Below are 19,325 nucleotides of genomic sequence, written 5' to 3' on the forward strand. Positions count from 1 at the left end.
CCTCGCGAGCCCCGCTCTCGGAGGGCGTCTTGGAGCTTTTGGGCGCTTGCGGGAGGTTCACCGGGCCATCTCCTCCAGAACCCCACACAAAAGGGCAGTGCGGAGGGGAATTTGGGGAATGTGGACGTTCTCCGTGGGCTGGTGTGCGGCCTCGCCAAAGAGGCCCAGCCCGTCCAGGGTGGGAATCCCCAGGGCGGCGGTGAAGTTGCCGTCGGAGCCCCCACCCACCCGGCCGGGGCCCAGGTGGAGCCCTAGCGCCTCCCCGATTCGGCGGGCCATCTCAAAGAGGCTCATGGATGCCTCGGTGGGCTCCATTGGGGGGCGGTTGAGCCCTCCTTCCAGGCGCAAGGAGGCCCCAGGCAGGGCCGGCCTCAGCGCCCTGAGTGCTGCCTCCACTCGCTCGGCCTCAGCCCTGGTCCAGACCCTCAGGTCAACCTCCACCCAGGCCTCTGCGGCCACCACGTTGGAGGCGGTACCGCCTCGCACCACGTTGGGGCCTAGGGTGGTGCCCCTCTCCGGGTCCTCAAGGGCCACGACCCGCGGAATCTGGTGGGCCAGCTCCACAATGGCGTTGATGCCCTTCTCCGGCTCCACCCCCTGGTGGGCAGCCTTGCCCTGGGCGGTGAGCCGGTACTGGCCTACCCCCTTGCGGGCCACCTTCAGGTCGCCGTTGCCTGTGGGAGGCTCTAGCACCAGCACCGCATCGCTGCGCAAGGCGGCCTCCTCAATGGCTGCCCTGGAGGCGTGGGAGCCTACCTCCTCGTCTGGCGTGAAGAGGAGCTCGAGCTGCGGCCAACCCAAGCCGAGCTCCCGACTGGCCCGCAGGGCCCACAGGAGCTGCACGATACCCCCTTTCATATCGTAGACGCCCGGCCCGTAGGCCCGCTCCCCTTCTACCCTCCAAAGGGGCTGGAAGCTGCCGATGGGGTGGACCGTGTCGTAATGGCAGAGCACCAGCACCCGCTTTCCCCTGCCGGCCACCTCTACCCGCAGCAGGGGGCCGTTGGGAGTTTGGGTCTGCGTTACAGCCCCAAAGGGGCGGAACTGCTGGTCAATCCAGTGGGCGACCTCCTCTAGGCCCGCTTGGTGGTGGGAGGGGGATTCACGGACGACGATGGCCTCCAAGTCGGCTAGAATTGCCGAAAGCCGGCTTTGCAAGTAGTCCAGGGGTCTCACGGGCCTATCCTAACGCTAAGGGTCCGGCTCGAGCAGGGGGTGAACCTGTGGGTTGGAGGAGACAGGCCTCGTCCGGAAAGGGCGGGGTTTCCCGTGGGGTAGTATGAACACCATGACGCCGCACATTTCTGCTCCCAAGGAGGCCGTTGCTGAAACTGTGCTGCTGCCGGGAGACCCCCTTCGGGCCAAGCACATTGCCGAGAACTTCCTGGAAAACCCCGTGCTCTACAACCAGGTGCGGGGTATGCTCGGTTACACCGGTACCTACCGAGGCCGCCGGGTAAGCGTCCAGGGCACCGGCATGGGCATTCCTTCGGCCAACATCTACATTCACGAACTCATTCGGTTCTACGGCTGCAAAACCCTCATCCGGGTGGGCACCGCTGGAGCCATCCAGCCCCACCTGCGCCTGCGGGACCTGGTCATCGCCCAGGCGGCCTGCACCGACTCTTCCCTCAACAACCTGCGCTTTGGCGGGCAGAACTACGCCCCTATAGCCAGCTTTTCCCTACTGCATCGGGCTTTTGAGGAGGCCCAGCGCCGGGGGATGCCGGTGTACGTGGGCAACGTCCTCTCCACCGACACCTTTTACCCCGAAGACCCCGAGGCCTACCGGCTTTGGGCCCAGTACGGCGTGCTGGCGGTGGAGATGGAGGCCGCCGGGCTTTACACCCTGTCGGCCCGCTTTGGCGTGGAAGCCCTCTGCATCCTGACCGTGAGCGACCACCTGACCACTGGGGAGCGCTCAACCCCCCAGGAGCGCCAGGAAACCTTCAACCAGATGGTTGAACTGGCCCTGGAGACGGCGGTGGCCTCTCCGGGCTGACTCAGCGCACCTGGGGGAAACCCAGGTCCACCCTAGAGGTGCTGGGATCGGGCCAGCGGCTGGTAACCACCTTGGCCCGGGTGTAAAACTGCACCCCTTCGGGGCCGTACATGTGCAGGTCGCCAAAGAGGCTGGCCTTCCAACCGCCGAAGCTGTAGTAAGCCACAGGCACCGGGATGGGCACGTTGATCCCCACCATGCCCGCCTCCACGTCAAACTGGAACTGCCGGGCCGCCCCGCCGTCGCGGGTGAAGATAGCGGTGCCGTTGCCGTAGGGGTGCTCGTTGATGAGCCGAACCGCCTCCTCGTAGGTCTTGACCCTTACCACCGAGAGCACCGGGCCGAAGATTTCCTCGTCGTAGCACCTCATGCCGGGCTTCACATGGTCCAGCAGGCTTACCCCCAGGAAGAAGCCCTCCCGCTTGGTAATGGGGTCCTGACGGCCGTCCACCACCACCGTGGCCCCTTCTTTTGGGGCGTTTTCGATGTAGGAGGCCACCTTGTCGCGGTGCTCCCGGGTGACCAGGGGGCCCATCTCCACCCCTTCTTCCAGGCCCGGTCCCACCTTAATCTTGGGCAGGCGCTCCTTGATGGCGGCGATGAGGGCCTCAGCGGTGTTGTCGCCCACCGCCACCACCACCGAGATGGCCATGCAGCGCTCCCCTGCAGAGCCATAAGCGGCGCTGACCGCAGCGTCGGCGGCCATTCCGATGTCGGCGTCGGGCAGCACCACCATGTGGTTCTTGGCTCCGCCCAGCGCCTGGACCCGTTTGCCGTTTTTGGTTCCGGTCTCGTAGATGTACTTGGCGGTGGGGGTGGAGCCCACAAAGCTGATGGCCTTGATGTCGGGATGCTCCAGCAGCCGGTCCACAGCCACCTTATCGCCTTGCACCACGTTGAAAACCCCGTCGGGAAGCCCTGCTTCTTTGAGCAACTCGGCTAAGAAGAGGCTGGGAGAGGGGTCTTTTTCCGAGGGCTTGAGGACAAAGGTGTTACCGCAAGCGATGGCGTTGGCGAACATCCACATCGGTACCATGGCCGGGAAGTTGAAGGGGGTAATTCCGGCCACCACGCCCAAGGGCTGGCGAATCTGGTAGACGTCCACCCCCCGGCTTACCTGCTCGGAGAAGCTGCCCTTGAGGAGGTGGGGGATTCCAGCGGCGAACTCCACGTTCTCCAACCCCCGGGCGACCTCCCCCAGGGCGTCGGCCAAGGTCTTGCCGTGCTCGAGCACGATCAGCTCGGCCAGGCGGCGGCGGTTTTGGTCCAGAAGTTCCCGGAACCTGAACATGATTTCGGCCCGCCGCGAGAGCGGGGTCTGCCGCCAGCTTTTGAAGGCCTCTTTGGCCACCGCCACCGCCTGGTCCACCTCTTCCACCGAGGCAAAGTCCACCACTGCCTGTTGCTCGCCGGTGGCCGGGTTCCAGACCGGTCCACTGCGCCCCGACCGGCCCTCCACCACCCGGCCGCCAATCCAGTGGGAGACGCGCTTTAGGGTTACCTGGGGTTCCTTGACCATACCTGCCTCCTTTGGGCTTTGCATTGGGTAGACGCTGGTGCCCAGACAGACTCATGGTAGGCGCAGGTGTCTGGCGGTGCAATGGACAGGGTGTCCAAAGAGCGGCTCACATTTTTTCTGGCCACCTTCCCATTAGTCTGGCCGCCATGAGCGAGCTGTATGCCCTCTACCAGCGCCGTGCCAGCGTGCGGAAGTTCAAGCCCGAACCCTTGCGGGAGGGCGATCTGGAGAAGATCCTCTTCGCCGCCCAGCGCGCCCCTACCGACGCCACCGCGCAGATGTACAGCCTGCTTCGGGTCAGCGACCCCCTGCTCCGGCGCCAGATATCCAGCCACTCCGGGCGGAACCCCCACATAGAAACCTGCGCGGAGTTCTTCCTGATTCTGGCCGATGTCCACCGCCTGCAGAGGCTGCTCGAGCATCGCGGGGAAACCCTTGGCCGCTGGCCCCGGACCGCCCTGCACTTCGCCATTGTGGACGCGGTGCTGGCTGGCAGCGCTCTGGCTACCATGGCCGAGGGGCTGGGTTATGGCATCGTTTGGATTGGGGGAGTTCTAAACGGAATTCGGGAAATTTCGCGTCTGTGTGGGCTGCCGCGGGGGGTGGTTCCGGTGGCGGGGCTTTGCGTGGGGGTGCCCGACGAAGCACCTCCGCCCCGGCCGCGGTTGCCCCGGAGCATGGTGGTGCACGAGAACCGCTACCGGACCTACGAGCCCGAGGAGCTCGAGCAGGCCTACGCCCAGATGGCCCCCATCGCTCAGGGAGGGGACTGGCATCGGCTGCTCAGCCGCTACTTCGCCAAGGGCGGCGCTATGGAGGCCCGCGAGCCGGCCTACCGGGTCTTCACCGCCCAGCAGGGTTTCGAGCCCGACCTGCCGGCGGAGCTGTTGGGGCAGTTGCAGGAGCGGGGGCTGGAGGCAGGCAGCCTGGGAGAGCTGATTGAGCAGGCCCATGCCCACGGGTTTCGCAGCCTCCAGTTCCACAGTCGGGGCCACGTCTGGGTAGAGAAGGAACTCGCCGCCCACCGCGGCGAGGGGCCTCCGGGGGAGGCCCTGAGCCAGGCCCTGTTGCAGGCCCTAGGGGAGGACTAGGTCGTCCGGCGGGATGGGTTGAGCAGCTGGAAGAGTCTGGATAGGCGGCTTTCGGGATAGTAGGTTTCGCGGTAGAGAACGGTGGCCTCCAGCCAGGCCTGGGCCAGGGGTTGGGCGGTGGGCCGCAGGTAGGGAATTTTCCTCCGAAGCTCCTGCTCCAGGGCGTAAAGCCCTACCGGTCCTTTGCGGTTGTCCAGCTCGGTTAGAGCGTTCAGGACCTCGCTGGGGCGAACCTTGCCCCGCCCAATGCTCTGCCAGATTCTTTCTTCACAACTCATAAAACACCTCTCTTTTCTGATTATAACAGAAAAAGTCTGCATAACGCAACACTGAGTCCGGGAGATTACGCCTTGACCATAGGGGGCTTTTATGCTAGCGTCAGAACCATGACCCTAGCCGAACGTTTGCGCGAGCTGCGCACCCAAAGGGGCTGGCGCTTGAAGGATTTATCTGAGAAAAGCGGGCTTTCCGTGCCCTACCTCTCCGACCTCGAGCGGGGCCGCACCAACCCCTCTTTGGACACCCTGCAAACCCTGGCCACCTCCTACGGGCTCAGCGTCAACGACCTCTTGGCCCCGGTGGACTTCTACGGTGAGCGCACCCCTGCTTCACTTCCTAAAGGGCTGGCTGAGCTGGTTGCCGACCCGCAGCTGGGGGCGGAGATCACCCCAGAGTGGCAGCAGACCCTCTCACGCATTGAGTTGCGGGGTAAGCGCCCGGAGTCCAAGCGCGATTGGTACGAGATATACCTGCACCTCAAGCGGGTCTTGGAGGGCTGAGGCCCCCTGTCCAGCCGCATGGAGCGTCCGATTCTGACCCGGGAGTGGGGCTTTCTGGTGGCGGGCTACGTGGTGCACACCTCCCACAGCGCCGAGACCGACCCCAGCAGGGCCCGCCTCCCTGAGCTCTGGGCCCGGGTGGAGGGGGGGGTGCTCGAGCGGGCTCTGCCTAGGCGGATGGCGGGGGGCAAGCCCTTTGTGGTCTACCACAGCTACGATGCAGACCAGGACCGCTGTGCAATGCTGGTGGGTTATCAGGTGCGTGGGCTGGAGGACGTGCCCGATGGGATTGCTGCGCTCAACGTTCCTCCGGGGCGCTACCTGATGTTCACTGCCCAGGGGCCCCAGCCCCAGTCGGCGCGCCGGGCTTGGGGGGAGATTCAGGCCTATTTCCGCCAGCCCCGGGCACCACGACGGGCGTACAGCTTTGACTTTGAGGTCTACGAGCACCCTCTGCGGGCCTCAATTTTCGTGGCGATTCGCTAGAAGACCGGTGAACCTGCGGCAACGTGTGCTGGAACTGGCCCGGACCTACCGCCGGGCGCAGGCCCCCCTCACCCCAGCGCGGCTGGTGGATGGGGTAGGGGTCCGCCTTGCCTATGGCCGGCTACCGGAGGGGCGTTTTGGCGCTTGGATGCCCGAGCAAAACCTCATTCTGCTGGACCCCCAGGCCCCACCGCGGCGGCAGCGCTTCACCCTGGCCCACGAGGTCATGCACCTTCTCATCCAGCAGGACCACGACCTCCTCTCCGAGCTGCACGAGGCTTATGCAGGGGGCGAGCTGGAACGGGAGTTGGAGGCCCTTTGCAACCTGGGGGCGGCCGAGATGCTCCTCCCGGGCGAGGTGGTTGATGCGGCCATCGCCCGAAGGGGGCAGAGCCCAAGGCTGGTTTTGGAGCTAGCCGAGCAGCACAAGGTTTCGGAGGAGGTGGCCATCATCGCCATGGCCGAACGAGGGCCGGTTCCGTCCCTTGTGCTGGTAGCAGGAGGACGGCCCCTTCGGGTCTACTTCAGCGCCCGGCACCCCCGCATCCCGGATCGGCTGCCCCGGGGGCTGGGCTTTCGCCGCGATGACCCTTTGGTGGTGGCCGTGGAAACCGGTCTTCCCCAAAAGGCCGCGTCCCGCCTACCCAACCATTCCCAACCCTACTGGCTCGAGGCTTATCCTAAAGGGGGGCGGGTTTACGGGGTCTACAAGGCCCAGCTGGGCGGAGGCGGCTTATGAAGTACCCTATTCCCACCGTGGGTGCCCTGGCGCGAGGGCCCCAAGGCCGCGTGCTGCTCGTGAGGACGGGGAAGTGGGGCGGGCTTTGGGGGGTGCCGGGGGGTAAGGTGAACTGGGGGGAGTCGCTGGAGGAGGCTTTGAGACGGGAGTTTTTGGAGGAAGTGGGGCTCGAGCCTACCCGGCTCCGCTTCGCCCTTTTGCAAGAGGGGGTTTTTGACCCGGAGTTTTACCAGCCCCAGCACTTTCTGTTCGTCAACTACTTCGCCGAAGTGGCGAGTGAAGCTGTTCGGCCAGGTGAGGAGATTTTGGAATGGGCTTGGTTGGAGCCGGAGGCGGCTTTGGGCTGTCCCCTCAACCGGATTACCCGCAGCCTGCTCGAGGTCTACCTGCGGGAGGAGGGATGAGGCGGGTAGCCCTGGTGACCGGCTCTGCTAGGGGCATCGGGCGGGCTATTCTGCTGGCCCTGGCCGGGGCTGGCTTTGACGTGGCGGTGCACTACCGCACGAGCGAGGCGGAGGCCGAGGAGACCCGCCGAGCGGCCGAGGGGCTGGGGGTTCGGGCTGTGAAGCTTAGGGCAGACGTGACCCGGCTCGAGGAGGCGCAGGGGCTCGTCCGCGCCGTGGTGGAGGCCCTGGGGGGGCTTCACGTCCTGGTCAATAACGTTGGGGACTACCTCAAAAAACCGGTGGAGCGCCTAAGCCCCGAGGAGTGGCACAGGATACTTGACTCCAACCTCAACGCCCCTTTCTACCTGACCCAAGCTGCCCTCCCTTACCTGTGCGCGAGCGGCTATGGCCGGGTGGTGAACCTGGGCTTTGCGGGGGTCCAGCAACTGCGGGCCTGGCCCCATATCACCCCTTACGCGGTGGCCAAGACCGGCCTCATCCTCTACACCAAGGCCCTGGCCCAGCGCCTGGCGGCCCAGGGGGTTACGGTGAATGTGGTGGCCCCTGGCGTGGCCGAGAACTCCGTCTCCAAACCGGTGGGCGAGATTCCCATGGGCCGCTTGGCGGCTTTGTCGGAGGTGGCCCGGGCGGTGCTCTTCTTTGTGGAGGAGGGGAGCAGCTACCTGACCGGTCAGGTGCTCGAGGTGGCTGGGGGCTGGAACCTTTGAGTGTTCTGAGGGATTTAGACCATCGTTCAGGTTACGTTTAGCCTCCGTATAAGGTGGCATATTGGGCGGGTGTGGCCCAAGGGGGCCACACGGGCCCTTGGGCTGGGCGGAAGGGGGACGGCTCAGGGGTCCAGGCTGGGCTCCCTTCGATTCCGGCCACCAGACTCTCGAGGTTGCTGGTGGAGATAAGGAGACTCCCTTGCTTCGCTACGGAGATAAGCAAACCCTCGAGCCCCTCCCTCCCAGTGGGCAGAACGGCGGTAGAAAGGCCTACCTGTTTCGCAACACCGATGGCGCTGAGCCGGTGATAATGCGGGCCTACGATGCCCATTTTCGCCCCGACGAGGCTTACCGGGCCAGCCTGCCCGACATGACTGAAACCGTGGACGCTGTGGAGGGGGCCAACGTGCCCATTCCGCAGGTGGGCATTGCGGGTTTCCGCCTGCCCCTTCGCTTTGCCGTGCCCTCGGGGGAGCCTTTGCTCCTGGAGGCTCGGGTAACCGGCACGGTCTCTCTCGAGGCCGATCTCAAGGGAATCAACATGAGCCGGATTATCCGTACCTTCTACGCCCGAAAGGAGGTGGTCTTCGACCTGGATACCCTGGCCCAGGTGGTGCGCGACTATCAAAGGGAGCTGGGCAGCCTCAGCGCGCGGGTTAGGGTGGCCTTCAGCTACCCCATGCTGGTGCCCTCTCTGCGTTCAGGTTTGGAGGGCTACCAATACTACGACGGCCGTTACGAGGCGGCGGTGGAGGGGGGTGGGCCAGTGCGCCGCTACGTTGAGCTGGACTTTGTCTACTCCTCGGCCTGCCCTTGTTCAGCAGAGCTGGCCGAGCACGCCCGTGACGTGCGGGGGGTCTACGCCATCCCTCACAGCCAGCGTTCCGTGGCCCGCCTCAGGGTAGAGGTGGCGGAAGGAGCCCAGTTGCACCTGGAAGACCTGGTGCACCACGCCCGCGAGGCTCTCAAAACCGAGGTTCAGGTGATGGTCAAGCGGGAAGATGAGCAGGCGTTTGCCGAGCTGAACGGGGTCTACGTGAAGTTTGTGGAGGATGCGGTGCGCCTGCTTTACGCCAGGCTAGTGGCTGATCCCCGTATCCACGACTTCCAGGTGGCCTGCGCCCACCTAGAGAGCCTGCACGCCCACGATGCGATTGCGGTGATGGCCAAAGGGGTGCCGGGGGGGTTTCGGCCCGACTTCGCCGACTTTTCCAGTCTGGTGCGCTGACCTAGGGGTTGTTCCCCTCACCCCCCACGTCCCAGTGCTCGGGGGAGCGCCATAGGTTGGAGATGAGAATCTCCCGCATGGCCAGGAACTCTTTTGGCATCCGGGTGTAGAGCTTGATGAAGAGTTCCTCGTGGGAGAGTATTTCCCTGAGCCACAGATCGCGGTCTATGGTCATCAGCTCCTGGAACTGCTCCTTGCTGAAATCAAGCCCCCGCCAGTCCAGGTCCTCGTAGCGCGGCACATAGCCCAAGGGGCTCTCCGTGGCGTAGCCCCGACCGTTGGCCCGCTCCACAATCCACTTCAGCACCCGCATGTTTTCGCCGTAGCCGGGCCACAAGTAGTTTCCGTCCTTGTCCTTGCGGAACCAGTTCACGCTGAAGATGCGCGGGGGGTCTACCACCCGCCGGCCTATGTCCAGCCAGTGGTTGAAGTAGCTGGCCATGTGGTAGCCGATGAAGGGCAGCATGGCAAAGGGGTCGCGCCTCACCTCGCCAATCTGCCCGAAAGCTGCCGCCGTCATCTCGGAGCCCATGGTGGCCCCCAGGTACACCCCGAACGACCAGTTGAAGCTTTGGTAGACGAGAGGGACCACTGTGGCCCGCCGACCACCAAAGATAAAGGCTTTTATGGGCACGCCCCTGGGGTTGTCCCACTCGGGGTCAATCGCTGGGTTTTGGTGGGCCGGAGCGGTGAAGCGCCCGTTGGGGTGGGCGGCTTTTCGGCCACAGTCGGGTGTCCACTCGTTGCCCTGCCAGTCGATGGCCCTGGCCGGCGGGGGTCCGTCCATGCCCTCCCACCACACGTCCCCCTCGGGGGTGAGGGCCACGTTGGTAAAGATGGTGTTGGCCCGGATGGTTTCCATGGCGTTGGGGTTGGTGGCGTAGGAGGTCCCGGGGGCCACCCCAAAGTAACCCGCCTCGGGATTGATAGCGTAAAGACGTCCGTCGGGACCGGGCTTAATCCAGGCGATGTCGTCGCCCACCGTGGTGACCCGCCAGCCCTCCTCCTGGAAGGGCTTGGGCGGGACCAGCATGGCGAAGTTGGTCTTGCCGCAGGCCGAAGGGAAGGCCGCCGCCACGTAGGTTTTGTGGCCCTTGGGGTCCTGCACCCCTAGGATGAGCATATGCTCGGCCAGCCAGCCCTCGTCGCGCCCAATAACGCTGGCAATGCGCAAAGCGAGGGCCTTTTTACCCAGGAGGGCGTTGCCCCCGTATCCGGAGCCGTAGCTCCAGATGCTGCGTTCCTCCGGGAAGTGCACGATGTACTTGACCTTGGGGTTGCAGGGCCAGGGAACGTCCTTTTGGCCCGGCGCCAAGGGCATTCCCACACTGTGCATGCAGGGCACAAAATCGCCGTCCTCCCCCAGCACATCGTAGACCGCCTTGCCCATCCGGGTCATGATCTTCATGTTGACCACGACGTAGGCCGAGTCGGTGATTTCTATGCCGATATAACTGATGGGCGAGCCCAGCGGCCCCATGCTAAAGGGCACCACGTACATGGTGCGGCCTCGCATGCAGCCATCAAAGAGCTCCAGAAGGGTGGCCTTCATCTCCTTGGGGCTGACCCAGTTGTTGGTGGGGCCGGCGTCCTCCTTATTTAGGGAGCAGATGAAGGTGCGGTCCTCTACCCGGGCCACATCGCTGGGGTCGGTGCGGGCTAGGAAGCTGCCTGGGCGCAGCTTGGGGTTTAGGCGGATAAAGGTGCCCGCCGCTACGAGCTGCTCGCATAGCGCGTCGTACTCCTCCTGCGAGCCATCGCAGAAGTGTACCGCGTCGGGTTTGCACAGGGCCACCGCCTCGGCGATCCACCGCCTGGCCCGCTCGTTTCGGATGTAGGGGGGGAACTCGAGGTTCTGCATGCCTCATTAACTCTAAAGGCTGGGGGTGGTTCTTGCACAAGCGCTCTGTTGAGCCCCGTTGAGGTAGACTTAGGGGCGGAGGACCGCTATGAAGCTAAGCCAGGGCAAGTACCAGCGGATACAGGCTTGTGCGGATGAAAGAGGGGTAATCGCTGCCGCCGCCATGGATCAGCGGGGCTCGCTGCGCAAGGCCATTGCCAAGGCTAAGGGGGCCGAGGTCAGCGATGCTGAGCTGACCGAGTTCAAGACCGCGGTGGTCAAAATCCTAACCCCCTATGCCTCGGCGATCCTGATCGACACCGAATACGGCCTGCCGGCCCTCAAGCACAAAGCCCCCCGCACCGGGGTTTTGCTGGCCTACGAGAAGTCGGGGTACGACACCAGCGTGCCCGGGAGGCTGCCTGACCTTCTCCCCGACCTGAGCGTGCGGCGCATTCGGGAGCTGGGTGGGGATGCCGTCAAAATTCTTCTGTACTACAACCCCGAGGACGATCCGAAGATCAACGCCATAAAGCACGCTTTTGTTGAGCGGGTGGGAGCAGAGTGCGCCGCGCTGGAGATGCCTTTTTTCCTCGAGCCCATCGCTTACGACGACCGGTTGGGCGAGGGGCTGGAGATGGCCAAGGCCAAGCCTCGCTATGTGGCCAAGTACATGGAGGAATTCTCCAAGGACCGCTACGGGGTGGATGTGCTCAAGGTGGAGTTTCCCTTCAACATCGCCTACACCAGCGGTACCCTGGGCTTCAAGGGGGAGGCCGCGTACACCCGCACCCAAGCCTTGCAGTTCCTGAAGGACACCGCAAGCGCCGCGGGCAAGCCCTTCATCTACCTCTCCGCTGGGGTGAGCGATGCGGTCTTCCGGGAGTCGCTGGAGATGGCCGCCGAAGCCGGAGTGCCCTACAGCGGGGTACTTTGCGGGCGGGCCACCTGGCAGGATGGTATCCCTGTCTACGCCCAGAAGGGCCTGGCAGCCCTGGAGGACTGGCTGTCCGACCAGGGGGTGAAGAACATCCAGATGCTCAACGCTGTGCTGGCCAAGGGGGCCAAGCCCTGGTGGACGGTTTACGGCAGCCCGGAGGCGGCTTTGGCCTGAGGCTTTTCGCCTTTGGGGGTTTGTGCTAGACTGCGGGGGTTGCCCGGCTCGGCCCGGCAGGACCATACGCCTGGAGGAATCCGATGAAGCGCACTTGGCAGCCCAACAAGCGTAAGCGGGCCAAGACCCATGGTTTTCGTGCCCGAATGAAGACCGCCGGTGGCCGCAAGGTGCTGGCTCGCCGCCGCGCCAAAGGCCGCCACAAGCTCACCGTGAGCAGCGAGCCCCAGCTTCGGCGCTAGGCCTGGGGCAACGCGGAGGCTCCCCAGTTTTGGGGAGTTTTTTACCATGCCCTTCTCTTCGCTCAAGGGGGAAAAGGCCTTCCAACGCCTGCGCGGGGGGCGGGTGGGGCGCGGGAAGTACCTGGTGCTCCGCTGGCTGCCCTTGCGGCCTACCGCCCACAACCCGGTGCGGGTGGGTATTGTGGTCTCGAGCAAGGTTTCCAAGAAGGCCACGGTGCGGAACAGGATCCGCCGCCGTTTGCGGGAGATTCTCCGGAAGATGCACCTTCCGCCTTCAGAGATGGTCGTCTGGGTGCAGCCAGAAGCGGTGGAGGCTTCCTACTGGGATTTGCTGCGCGACCTGGGCCATGCTCTGAAGAAGAGCGGACTGGTACAATAGCACGGGTATGGGGGTAGGGGCTCGGGTGGCGGTAGCCTTGAGGCGGTTTTTGGTGGGGGGGGTGCGCTTCTACCAGCGCTACCTCTCCCCCCTGAAGCCCCCTACCTGTCGCTTCTACCCTACCTGCAGCCACTACGCCCTGGAGGCCCTTGAGCGCCACGGCCCATTCTGGGGTCTCTATTTGAGCGTGAGGCGCATCCTCAAATGCCATCCGCTGCACCCGGGGGGAATAGACCGCGTGCCCGAGGAGCCCCCTAGGGTTCGCTGGAGCCTCCTTGGGGTGCGAAAAAAAGGAGCATCTGGATGAGACCTTGGTTTTGGATGAGTTTGGTCTTTTTTGCCCTGGCCCCGGTTCTGGCCCTCACCCCCGAGTGGCGGGAAGTGGACGTGGATAAAGACGGCAGGCCCGAGAAGGTGGCGGTTACCAACCTGGCTGATGTGGCTTTCAACCTGCGGGGTCAGATTGTGGGCTGGTATGTCAAGACCGCCCGCGCCACCGACTTCAGGGGCAACTACGAGCGGGCCCACAACCTGGTCCGTCCGGGGCAGACCCTTCCGGGCACCCTCGAGGGCTTTGTGCCCACCGCCTTCGAATTTACCCGGCGTGAGGCGAGCAACCCTGATGCCGATTTCATCGCCACGTTTACCGATGGCTCTACCCGCCTCACCTACATCATCCACCCCCGCTTCCTAACCCTGGACGTGGAGGTGGAAAGCCCCACCCCCCGCAAGCTCATCTGGACCGGCATTGGGGGCACCGATACCCCCATCACCAAGTGGCTTGGTCAGGGCAACGCCCAGCCCATCAACGCAGGGCAAGGGCCTGCGGTCTATGTGGGCTGGCAGACCCAAAAGAGCTCTGGTTTTGCGATGTTCCTCAGACCCCAGGAGCCCACCCCCATCAGCATGACCCAGCTCAACGGGGCGGGCATCGCCGAGGTGAGCCTCCCGCCGGGCAGGTTCAGCCTGAAGGTATACGGTGGTCTGAACGAGCTGGTTCGCCTGCACGTGGAGGGGTTTTACCAGCTCCCTGGGGTTTTCCAGCCCAACATCTGGGGCCAGGTCTCGCTGGGGCTCATCTGGGCCCTGGAGCAGGCCCATCGGCTGGCCGGGGGGAGCTGGATTCTGGCCATTCTGATTGTGACCGTGGCCATCCGCCTTCTGATGTGGCCTCTGATGCACCAGCAGTTCAAGAGCATCGCCGAGATGCAGAAGATCCAGCCCCTCATAAAGAAAATCCAGGAGAAGTACAAGGACAACAGGGAGAAGCAGCAGGAGGAGATGATGAAGCTCTACCAGGAGCACAGGATCAATCCCCTAGGGGGCTGCTTCCCCATCCTCCTGCAGATGCCCATCCTCTTCCTCATGTACAAGGTGATGGTGGGGTACGAGTTTGGCCAGGGGTTTTTGTGGATTCGCGACCTAGCCCTGCCCGATCCCCTCTACATCCTGCCCTTCTTGTACATCCTCGTGCTTTTGGCTTCTACCTGGCTTTCGGCGGCTGGGAACAAGGACGCCCTGCGCCAGGGAATTCTCATCAACCTGGTCTTTGCCTTCATCCTCTTCAGCTTCCCGGCTGGGGTTACCCTGTACTGGCTCGTCTCCACGCTGATAGGGGTGGGGCAGCAGTGGCTCATCAACAAACAGCTGGGCCTGCCCCTGGCCCCGGCCAAAGGGTAGGGTGGGGCTAAAGCCTTTTCGCCCCCGGCCCCCGGGGGCTTGTTTTTCCCTGGTAAGCTATAAGGCGATTGCGTATGGATGACAAGAAGCGTGGACTTGACGACTTGCTGTCCGACCTGGGGATTGAGGAGGACGAAGCCGCCCCCGAGGTCGTGCCAAGGGAGGAGGAGGGCCCCATTGTGGCCCCGGCCCTTTCCCAGGAGGACCCCAAGGGCGTCCTGGAGAACTTCCTGGTGGGATTGCTGTTGCGCTTAGACCCCGCCTACTCGGTGGATGTCCAGCGGCAGGAGAACCTCTTTAGGGTGGAGATCTTGGGGGGTGATTCGGGGCGGGTGATTGGCCGTGAGGGAAGAACGCTGCAGAGCCTGGAGTTTCTCACCAACGTGGTCATGGTCAAGCACTTTGGCTCGGCCTACCGGGTGGTGCTGGACGCCGCGGGCTACCGCCGCCGCAACGAGGAGCGCATCCGTCGGCTGGCCACAGACGCCGCGCTGCGGGTGGAGATGAGCGGGCAGCCGGTGGAGCTGCCCCCTATGCGCCCAAGCGAGCGGCGCATTGTCCACGTCCTGCTCAAGCAGCACCCCAAGGTGACCACCACCTCGGTTGGGGAAGGGGAAGCCCGGCACGTGGTGGTGATGCCCCGGGTTGGGGCCGGCGGCTCATCGGAGGAGCCCTAAGCACCCCGTGGAGAGCTACCTGACGCTTTTGAGGGCCCTTCAAAGGCAGCTGGAGGTCCACGGGAAGCCCCCCGCGGAGGCCCGCTGGATGCTGGAGCGGGCTTCGGGGCTGGAGGCCAGCGAGCTGATCCGGAACCTCCAGCAGCCGGTGCCTGGTGGGGTGGCCGAGGTGGTCTGGGGTATGCTGGAGCGGCGCCTGCAGGGGGTACCCCTGCAGCTTTTGCTGGGAGAGACGGAGTTCTTTGGGCTTAGGCTCGAGGTGGCCCCCGGGGTGTTCATCCCCCGTCCAGAAACCGAGGGCCTGGTGGAGCTGGCCCTGGGCTACCTTCCGGAGAGGGCAGCCTCCCGGGTGCTGGATGTGGGCACCGGCAGCGGGGCGATCGCCCTGGCCCTCAAGGCCAGGCGTCCTGAAGCCTTCGTGTGGGCCACCGATCTGAACCCCAAGGCCCTGGCGCTGGCCCGAAGGAACGCCCGGCGGCTGGGGCTCGAGGTCGCCCTTCTGGAAGCCCCCTTTACCGGCGGCTTGAACAACCTGGACCTGCTGGTCTCCAACCCTCCCTACCTGCCCGAGGCCTACCGGGAGGAGGCCCCGGCTGAGCTGACCTACGAGGACGGGGCCGCGCTCTATGCAGGCCCGGACGGGCTGGGGGTAGCCCGACCCTTGCTTCGGGAGGCGGAGGTGGCCCTGCGCCGGGGGGGGTGGCTCTTGCTCGAGCTGGCCCCAGAGAACGTGGGCGTTTTGGCGGAGGAGGCGGCGGCCCGGGGTTGGCGGGCAGTGCGGGTGGAACGCGACCTGGCCGGAAGGCCCCGTTACCTGGTGGCGCGGTGGGGGGATGGGCCATGAGTCTTGCAGGCCTGGTGGTGGAAGCGGGGTCGCCCGCCACTCCTTGGTCTCGCTGTGGGCCCGGAACCCAGGGGAACTGCCCCTTTGGTGCATCTGTGTCCCTCACTTCCAGTAGGGGCGGACCGCTTCTAAAAGCCGTTCAGCCACCTGGCGATTCCGCTGCTCGATCTCGGCCCGGCGGGGGATTTCTGGGTAGGGGCTGGGCGGGTCGTGGAGCGTGGGGGTGAGCTCCCGCCCAAGCTGGAGGCCCCAGCGGCGCAGCCAGGTCTCCGGTAGGCGTTCGGGCAGGGGCAGGCCCTGCAGCAGGAGGTACAGCAGCGCCCAGACCCGGGTGGTGGCGTCCAGGCTGTACCCTCCGCCTAGGGTGTAAATAGCCCGCCCTTGGGCGAACTCGGCCACGTACTGGCGGAGTAGGTGGAAGATTTTGGCGTAGGCCCGGGTAGAGAGCAGGATTTCCGCCAGAGGGTCTTGATAGTGAGCGTCGGCGCCACACTGGATCACCATCACATCGGGGCGGAACCAGCGCAGGGCGGGCTCGAGGCTCATCTGAAGCACCTCTAGGTAGGAGCCGTCCTCGGTGAAGGGCTCCAGGGGGAGGTTGAGCTTGCGGCCGGTGCCTTGGGCCTTCCCTATCTCGTGGATATGGCCGGTGCCGGGGTAGAGGTAGCGCCCCGACTCGTGGATGGAGAAGGTGAGCACCTCGGCTTCATCGTAGTGAATCCACTGAACCCCATCGCCATGGTGGACGTCGATATCCACGTAGGCTACCCGCAGGCCCTGGTGGGTAAGGTATCGGATGGCCACCGAGAGGTCGTTGTACACGCAAAAGCCCGCTGCCAGGTCCCTTTGCGCGTGGTGGAGCCCACCCCCAAGCTGCAGGACCTCCCTAGCCTGCCCCTGGGCAACCATCCGGGCGGCGCTCAGGGTGCCCCCCACCAGCCAGCGGGCCGCCTCGTCCATGCCGGGGAAGATGGGGGTGTCGGCGGTGCCCAGGCCGTAGTGCTCAAAGCCAGGGGAGACCTCCCCCCGGCTGGCCGCCTCCACTCGCCGCACGAAGGACTCCAGGTGAACCGTGCGCACTTCCTCCCGTGTGGCCGGGCTGGGCTCGGTAGGCCTGGGAGGATGCCCCAGGTGCTCCAGCAGCTCGAGCAGCATCACCAGGCGCAGCGGGCTGAAGGGGTGCTGGGGCCCGAAGTTGTAGTCCAGGTAATGAGGGGTGTAGACCACCGGCACGCTCATAAGCCCTTGCCCGGCATCTCGGGAGGCCACCGGACTGAGAACCCCTGGTGGCGCAACTCCTGGGCGAGCTTGCGCACCTCCAGCGTGCTCACCCGCACCACGCTGTTGACCTGGGTTGCGTCCAAGGGGTAGCTGAGCAGGGAGTGGATGTTGATGTTCCTGCGGGCCAACTCGGCGCAGAGCTGGGCCAGTTCCCCAGGTTTGTCGGGCAGGGTGACCTCGAGCCGCCCGCTGGGCTTGCTCACCCCGGTCAGGCGCAGCAAGGCGTCCAGGAGGTCGATTCCGGTTACGATGCCCACAATGCGTTCTCCCTCCAGAATAGGCAGGGCGCCAATTTTGCGCTCCCGCATAGTCCGGGCGGCCTCCTCCACAGGGTCGAGGGGATGGCCGGTGATCACCGGCTGGCTCATTGCCTCGCCCACCGGGGTCTGGGTGGACCGGGCCCCCTTGGCCGAGAGGGGGCTGGTGGCCAGCCGAATGTCCCGATCGGTGATCATCCCCACCAGCCGGCCCTCTGCGGTAACCGGAATGTGCCGGATGTTGTGCTCTAGCATGATCCGGTAGGCTTCCTCCAGGCTTGCCCCAGCCTCTACCGTTAGGACCGGGCTATTCATCACGTCTTTGACCAGCATTTGCCCTAGTCTAAACCACCCGTTGGAAGGGTGCTGGGGGGCTGCTTAGACTAAGGCCGATGCTTGCCCTACGCCTGCGCCTTCTGTGGAACGGTTTTCGCCAAAATCCCCCCGTGGCCCTTCTGGGCTTTTTCTTGGGGGTGGGGCTGGCCTTTGGGGTGGGCTGGGGTACGAGCTGGTTTTTGAATTTTCTCAGCAACGAGATTTTTGGCAGTAGCGCGTTTTTGAACCGCCTGGCGGCGGCTTTTGCCCGCGATGTGCTGGTAGACCGGCTTTTGGGAAGCCTGCTCCTGGTGCTCTCCAGTGCGGTTGTCCTCTCCGCTTTGCCCAACGCGGTTTCGGTTCTCTATGCGTCGGAGGACCTACCCCTGCACCTGGCTCTGCCGCAGAGTGCGCTCCGGGTTTTTTTGTTCAAGGTGGGCGAGGTTTTTGCGGTTACCGCGTTGTGGCCCACCCTACTCCTGCTGCCGGTGCTCTTTGCCTACGGCCTGCACTACGGCGCCCCACCGGTCTTTTTTGTAGGGGCGGTGGGGGTTGCGCTCGCCCTCTTCGCCTTTCCGGTGGCTTTGGGGGTAGGGCTGGCTCTGCCCTTGGTGCGCTACGCTCCAGCTGGCCGGGCCCGGGAGTGGGCGGCCGCGGTGGGGGCGGTGCTGGGTGGGGCCTTGATTTTTCTGCTGCGCGCCCTGAGGCCTGAGCTGCTCTTCAAAACCGATTTCTCCAACCCTGAGGAGCTGGACCGCTTTTTGGAAACCTTCCGCGACCCTACAGCACCCCTTTTGCCCTCCTCCCTAGCCCAGCAGGCCCTAAAGGGGTTGGGCCGGGGGGAGGTGGTGGAGGCTTTTGGGTTGCTCCTCGTGCTTTCAGGGGGGCTTTTGGTCCTGGTGGGCCTGCTAGCTGGCTACGCCTACCAGCAGGGCTGGGTTCGGGCCCTGGAGGGGTCGGTGCGGGAGCGGGGCATGCAGCGGCCGGGGCTCCTTGACCGCTGGGCCATGTCGGGGGTGGTGGGTGCGTTGTGGGCCCGCGACCTGCGCCTTTTCTTCCGCGACGCCAACCAGGCCGCTCAACTCGTCTTGGTGGGGGTTTTGGTGCTCCTCTACACCACCAGTCTGCAGTACCTGCCCCTGGGGGAGGTGCGTTTCCAACTTGTGGCGGGGTTTATGCACCTGGCCTTTCAGGGGTTTGTGATTGGGGGGGTTGGGGTGCGGCTGGCCTACCCTCTTTTGAGCCTCGAGGGGCCCAGCTACTGGCTACTCCAGACCGGACCGCTCTCCAAGCAAACCCTGCTCCTCACCCGCTTTGCCCTGGCCCTTTTTTTCCTGCTGCCCCTGGGGCTGGCCCTGGGCTACCTATCGCCCAGGGTCTTGGGGCTGGACGCCAACCTGACCCAGCTTTCCCTGCTTTTGGCCCTGGCCTCGGCCCTGGCTACGGCCGGTCTAGGGGTAGGTTTGGGCGCAGCCTACCCCAAGTTTGACGCCCCCAGTCCTGCGGAAGTTCCCCTAAGCACCGGCGGGTTTTTGTACATGGCCCTGAGCCTTCTGCATGCAGGGGCGCTGGTGCTTTTGGCCAGCCGCCCGGTCTATCTGGCCTTGGTAGAGCGCCAGAACAGCTACCTGACCAGCCCAGAAGGGCCCCTTTGGCTCCTGATGCTGGCGCTGGTGACCTTGGTGCCAGCTGGTCTGGCGCTGGGTTTTGGTTACCTGCGGATGGGGGAGAGGTAGGG

General features: G+C 64.8%; 22 protein-coding genes. 16 read left to right on the forward strand and 6 right to left on the reverse strand.

All coding sequences use genetic code 11. From position 1 onward, the window contains the following. Positions 1 to 57 precede the first annotated feature (57 nt). A complete protein-coding gene (locus NZ849_RS06865) occupies positions 58 to 1,176 on the reverse strand; it encodes a M20 family metallopeptidase (RefSeq protein WP_295387639.1) in 1,119 nt (372 codons plus the stop codon). A 112-nt stretch (positions 1,177 to 1,288) separates the two neighbouring features. Here NZ849_RS06865 and deoD point away from each other — a divergent pair, with 112 nt between their 5' ends. Beyond that, positions 1,289 to 2,002: a purine-nucleoside phosphorylase gene (gene deoD, locus NZ849_RS06870; RefSeq protein ID WP_295387642.1), complete on the forward strand. Its 714-nt coding sequence runs from the start codon at positions 1,289 to 1,291 to the stop codon at positions 2,000 to 2,002. A gap of 1 nt (position 2,003) precedes the next feature. On the opposite strand, the gene NZ849_RS06875 is transcribed toward deoD, so the two are convergent. Beyond that, on the reverse strand, positions 2,004 to 3,521 hold the full coding sequence (locus tag NZ849_RS06875) for a CoA-acylating methylmalonate-semialdehyde dehydrogenase (protein WP_295387646.1): 1,518 nt from the start codon (positions 3,519 to 3,521) through the stop codon (positions 2,004 to 2,006). Between the two features lie 146 nt (positions 3,522 to 3,667). Between NZ849_RS06875 and NZ849_RS06880 the strand changes: the two genes are divergently transcribed. Further along, the gene (locus tag NZ849_RS06880) at positions 3,668 to 4,612 is read left to right on the forward strand and encodes a nitroreductase family protein (protein WP_295405597.1); all 945 of its coding nucleotides are present in this window, start codon (positions 3,668 to 3,670) and stop codon (positions 4,610 to 4,612) included. Here NZ849_RS06880 and NZ849_RS06885 read toward each other — a convergent pair. Continuing rightward, a complete protein-coding gene (locus tag NZ849_RS06885) occupies positions 4,609 to 4,890 on the reverse strand; it encodes a hypothetical protein (protein ID WP_295387651.1) in 282 nt (93 codons plus the stop codon). The two genes, NZ849_RS06880 and NZ849_RS06885, sit on opposite strands and share 4 nt — an antisense overlap. 108 nt (positions 4,891 to 4,998) lie before the next feature. On the opposite strand from NZ849_RS06885, the gene NZ849_RS06890 reads away from it, so the two are divergent. From NZ849_RS06890 to folE2, 6 genes are all read left to right on the forward strand, one after another. Further along, positions 4,999 to 5,391 (forward strand): helix-turn-helix domain-containing protein, encoded by a 393-nt coding sequence (locus NZ849_RS06890; RefSeq protein WP_295387654.1) that lies wholly within the window; start codon positions 4,999 to 5,001, stop codon positions 5,389 to 5,391. An 18-nt stretch (positions 5,392 to 5,409) separates the two neighbouring features. Further along, a complete protein-coding gene (locus NZ849_RS06895) occupies positions 5,410 to 5,877 on the forward strand; it encodes a GyrI-like domain-containing protein (RefSeq protein ID WP_295387657.1) in 468 nt (155 codons plus the stop codon). A 7-nt stretch (positions 5,878 to 5,884) separates the two neighbouring features. Beyond that, the gene (locus NZ849_RS06900; RefSeq protein WP_295387661.1) at positions 5,885 to 6,616 is read left to right on the forward strand and encodes an ImmA/IrrE family metallo-endopeptidase; all 732 of its coding nucleotides are present in this window, start codon (positions 5,885 to 5,887) and stop codon (positions 6,614 to 6,616) included. Beyond that, the gene (locus NZ849_RS06905) at positions 6,613 to 7,020 is read left to right on the forward strand and encodes an NUDIX domain-containing protein (protein ID WP_295405599.1); all 408 of its coding nucleotides are present in this window, start codon (positions 6,613 to 6,615) and stop codon (positions 7,018 to 7,020) included. Before NZ849_RS06900 ends, NZ849_RS06905 begins: the two co-directional genes overlap by 4 nt. Next, entirely contained in the window at positions 7,017 to 7,730 is a 714-nt protein-coding gene (gene tmpR, locus NZ849_RS06910; protein ID WP_295387667.1) for a bifunctional dihydropteridine reductase/dihydrofolate reductase TmpR, read from the forward strand. Before NZ849_RS06905 ends, tmpR begins: the two co-directional genes overlap by 4 nt. A gap of 199 nt (positions 7,731 to 7,929) precedes the next feature. Beyond that, positions 7,930 to 8,958 carry a GTP cyclohydrolase FolE2 gene (gene folE2 / locus NZ849_RS06915; protein ID WP_295387670.1) on the forward strand — a complete coding sequence of 343 codons (1,029 nt, stop codon included), beginning with the start codon at positions 7,930 to 7,932 and terminating at the stop codon, positions 8,956 to 8,958. Position 8,959: 1 nt separating this feature from the next. Here the strand turns inward: folE2 and NZ849_RS06920 are convergent, their stop codons facing one another. Then, on the reverse strand, positions 8,960 to 10,819 hold the full coding sequence (locus tag NZ849_RS06920; RefSeq protein WP_295387673.1) for a phosphoenolpyruvate carboxykinase (GTP): 1,860 nt from the start codon (positions 10,817 to 10,819) through the stop codon (positions 8,960 to 8,962). 88 nt (positions 10,820 to 10,907) lie between these two features. Here NZ849_RS06920 and NZ849_RS06925 point away from each other — a divergent pair, with 88 nt between their 5' ends. From NZ849_RS06925 to prmC, 7 genes are all read left to right on the forward strand, one after another. Then, positions 10,908 to 11,912: a tagatose 1,6-diphosphate aldolase gene (locus tag NZ849_RS06925; protein ID WP_295387676.1), complete on the forward strand. Its 1,005-nt coding sequence runs from the start codon at positions 10,908 to 10,910 to the stop codon at positions 11,910 to 11,912. A gap of 83 nt (positions 11,913 to 11,995) precedes the next feature. Then, positions 11,996 to 12,154, forward strand: coding sequence for a 50S ribosomal protein L34 (gene rpmH, locus NZ849_RS06930; RefSeq protein ID WP_119358897.1), 159 nt, complete (start codon positions 11,996 to 11,998; stop codon positions 12,152 to 12,154). Positions 12,155 to 12,200: 46 nt separating this feature from the next. Continuing rightward, positions 12,201 to 12,533 carry a ribonuclease P protein component gene (gene rnpA / locus NZ849_RS06935; protein WP_295387682.1) on the forward strand — a complete coding sequence of 111 codons (333 nt, stop codon included), beginning with the start codon at positions 12,201 to 12,203 and terminating at the stop codon, positions 12,531 to 12,533. Between the two features lie 37 nt (positions 12,534 to 12,570). Further along, positions 12,571 to 12,840, forward strand: a complete 270-nt coding sequence (yidD, locus tag NZ849_RS06940; protein ID WP_295387813.1) for a membrane protein insertion efficiency factor YidD — start codon at positions 12,571 to 12,573, stop codon at positions 12,838 to 12,840. Next, positions 12,837 to 14,213 carry a YidC/Oxa1 family membrane protein insertase gene (locus tag NZ849_RS06945; RefSeq protein WP_295405601.1) on the forward strand — a complete coding sequence of 459 codons (1,377 nt, stop codon included), beginning with the start codon at positions 12,837 to 12,839 and terminating at the stop codon, positions 14,211 to 14,213. Before yidD ends, NZ849_RS06945 begins: the two co-directional genes overlap by 4 nt. Positions 14,214 to 14,287: 74 nt before the next feature. Further along, positions 14,288 to 14,890, forward strand: a complete 603-nt coding sequence (locus NZ849_RS06950) for a R3H domain-containing nucleic acid-binding protein (protein ID WP_295387688.1) — start codon at positions 14,288 to 14,290, stop codon at positions 14,888 to 14,890. 7 nt (positions 14,891 to 14,897) lie between these two features. After that, positions 14,898 to 15,734: a peptide chain release factor N(5)-glutamine methyltransferase gene (gene prmC / locus NZ849_RS06955; RefSeq protein WP_295405603.1), complete on the forward strand. Its 837-nt coding sequence runs from the start codon at positions 14,898 to 14,900 to the stop codon at positions 15,732 to 15,734. Positions 15,735 to 15,836: 102 nt separating this feature from the next. Here the strand turns inward: prmC and NZ849_RS06960 are convergent, their stop codons facing one another. Next, positions 15,837 to 16,973 carry an acetoin utilization protein AcuC gene (locus NZ849_RS06960; protein WP_295387695.1) on the reverse strand — a complete coding sequence of 379 codons (1,137 nt, stop codon included), beginning with the start codon at positions 16,971 to 16,973 and terminating at the stop codon, positions 15,837 to 15,839. After that, the gene (locus NZ849_RS06965) at positions 16,970 to 17,605 is read right to left on the reverse strand and encodes a CBS and ACT domain-containing protein (protein WP_295387698.1); all 636 of its coding nucleotides are present in this window, start codon (positions 17,603 to 17,605) and stop codon (positions 16,970 to 16,972) included. The genes NZ849_RS06960 and NZ849_RS06965 overlap by 4 nt, the downstream gene beginning before the upstream one ends. Positions 17,606 to 17,664: 59 nt before the next feature. On the opposite strand from NZ849_RS06965, the gene NZ849_RS06970 reads away from it, so the two are divergent. Then, positions 17,665 to 19,323 carry a hypothetical protein gene (locus NZ849_RS06970; protein WP_295387700.1) on the forward strand — a complete coding sequence of 553 codons (1,659 nt, stop codon included), beginning with the start codon at positions 17,665 to 17,667 and terminating at the stop codon, positions 19,321 to 19,323. Positions 19,324 to 19,325: the final 2 nt, after the last annotated feature.

The sequence above is a fragment of the Meiothermus sp. genome, from assembly GCF_025060375.1.
In the GTDB taxonomy this organism is placed as follows: Bacteria; Deinococcota; Deinococci; order Deinococcales; family Thermaceae; genus Meiothermus.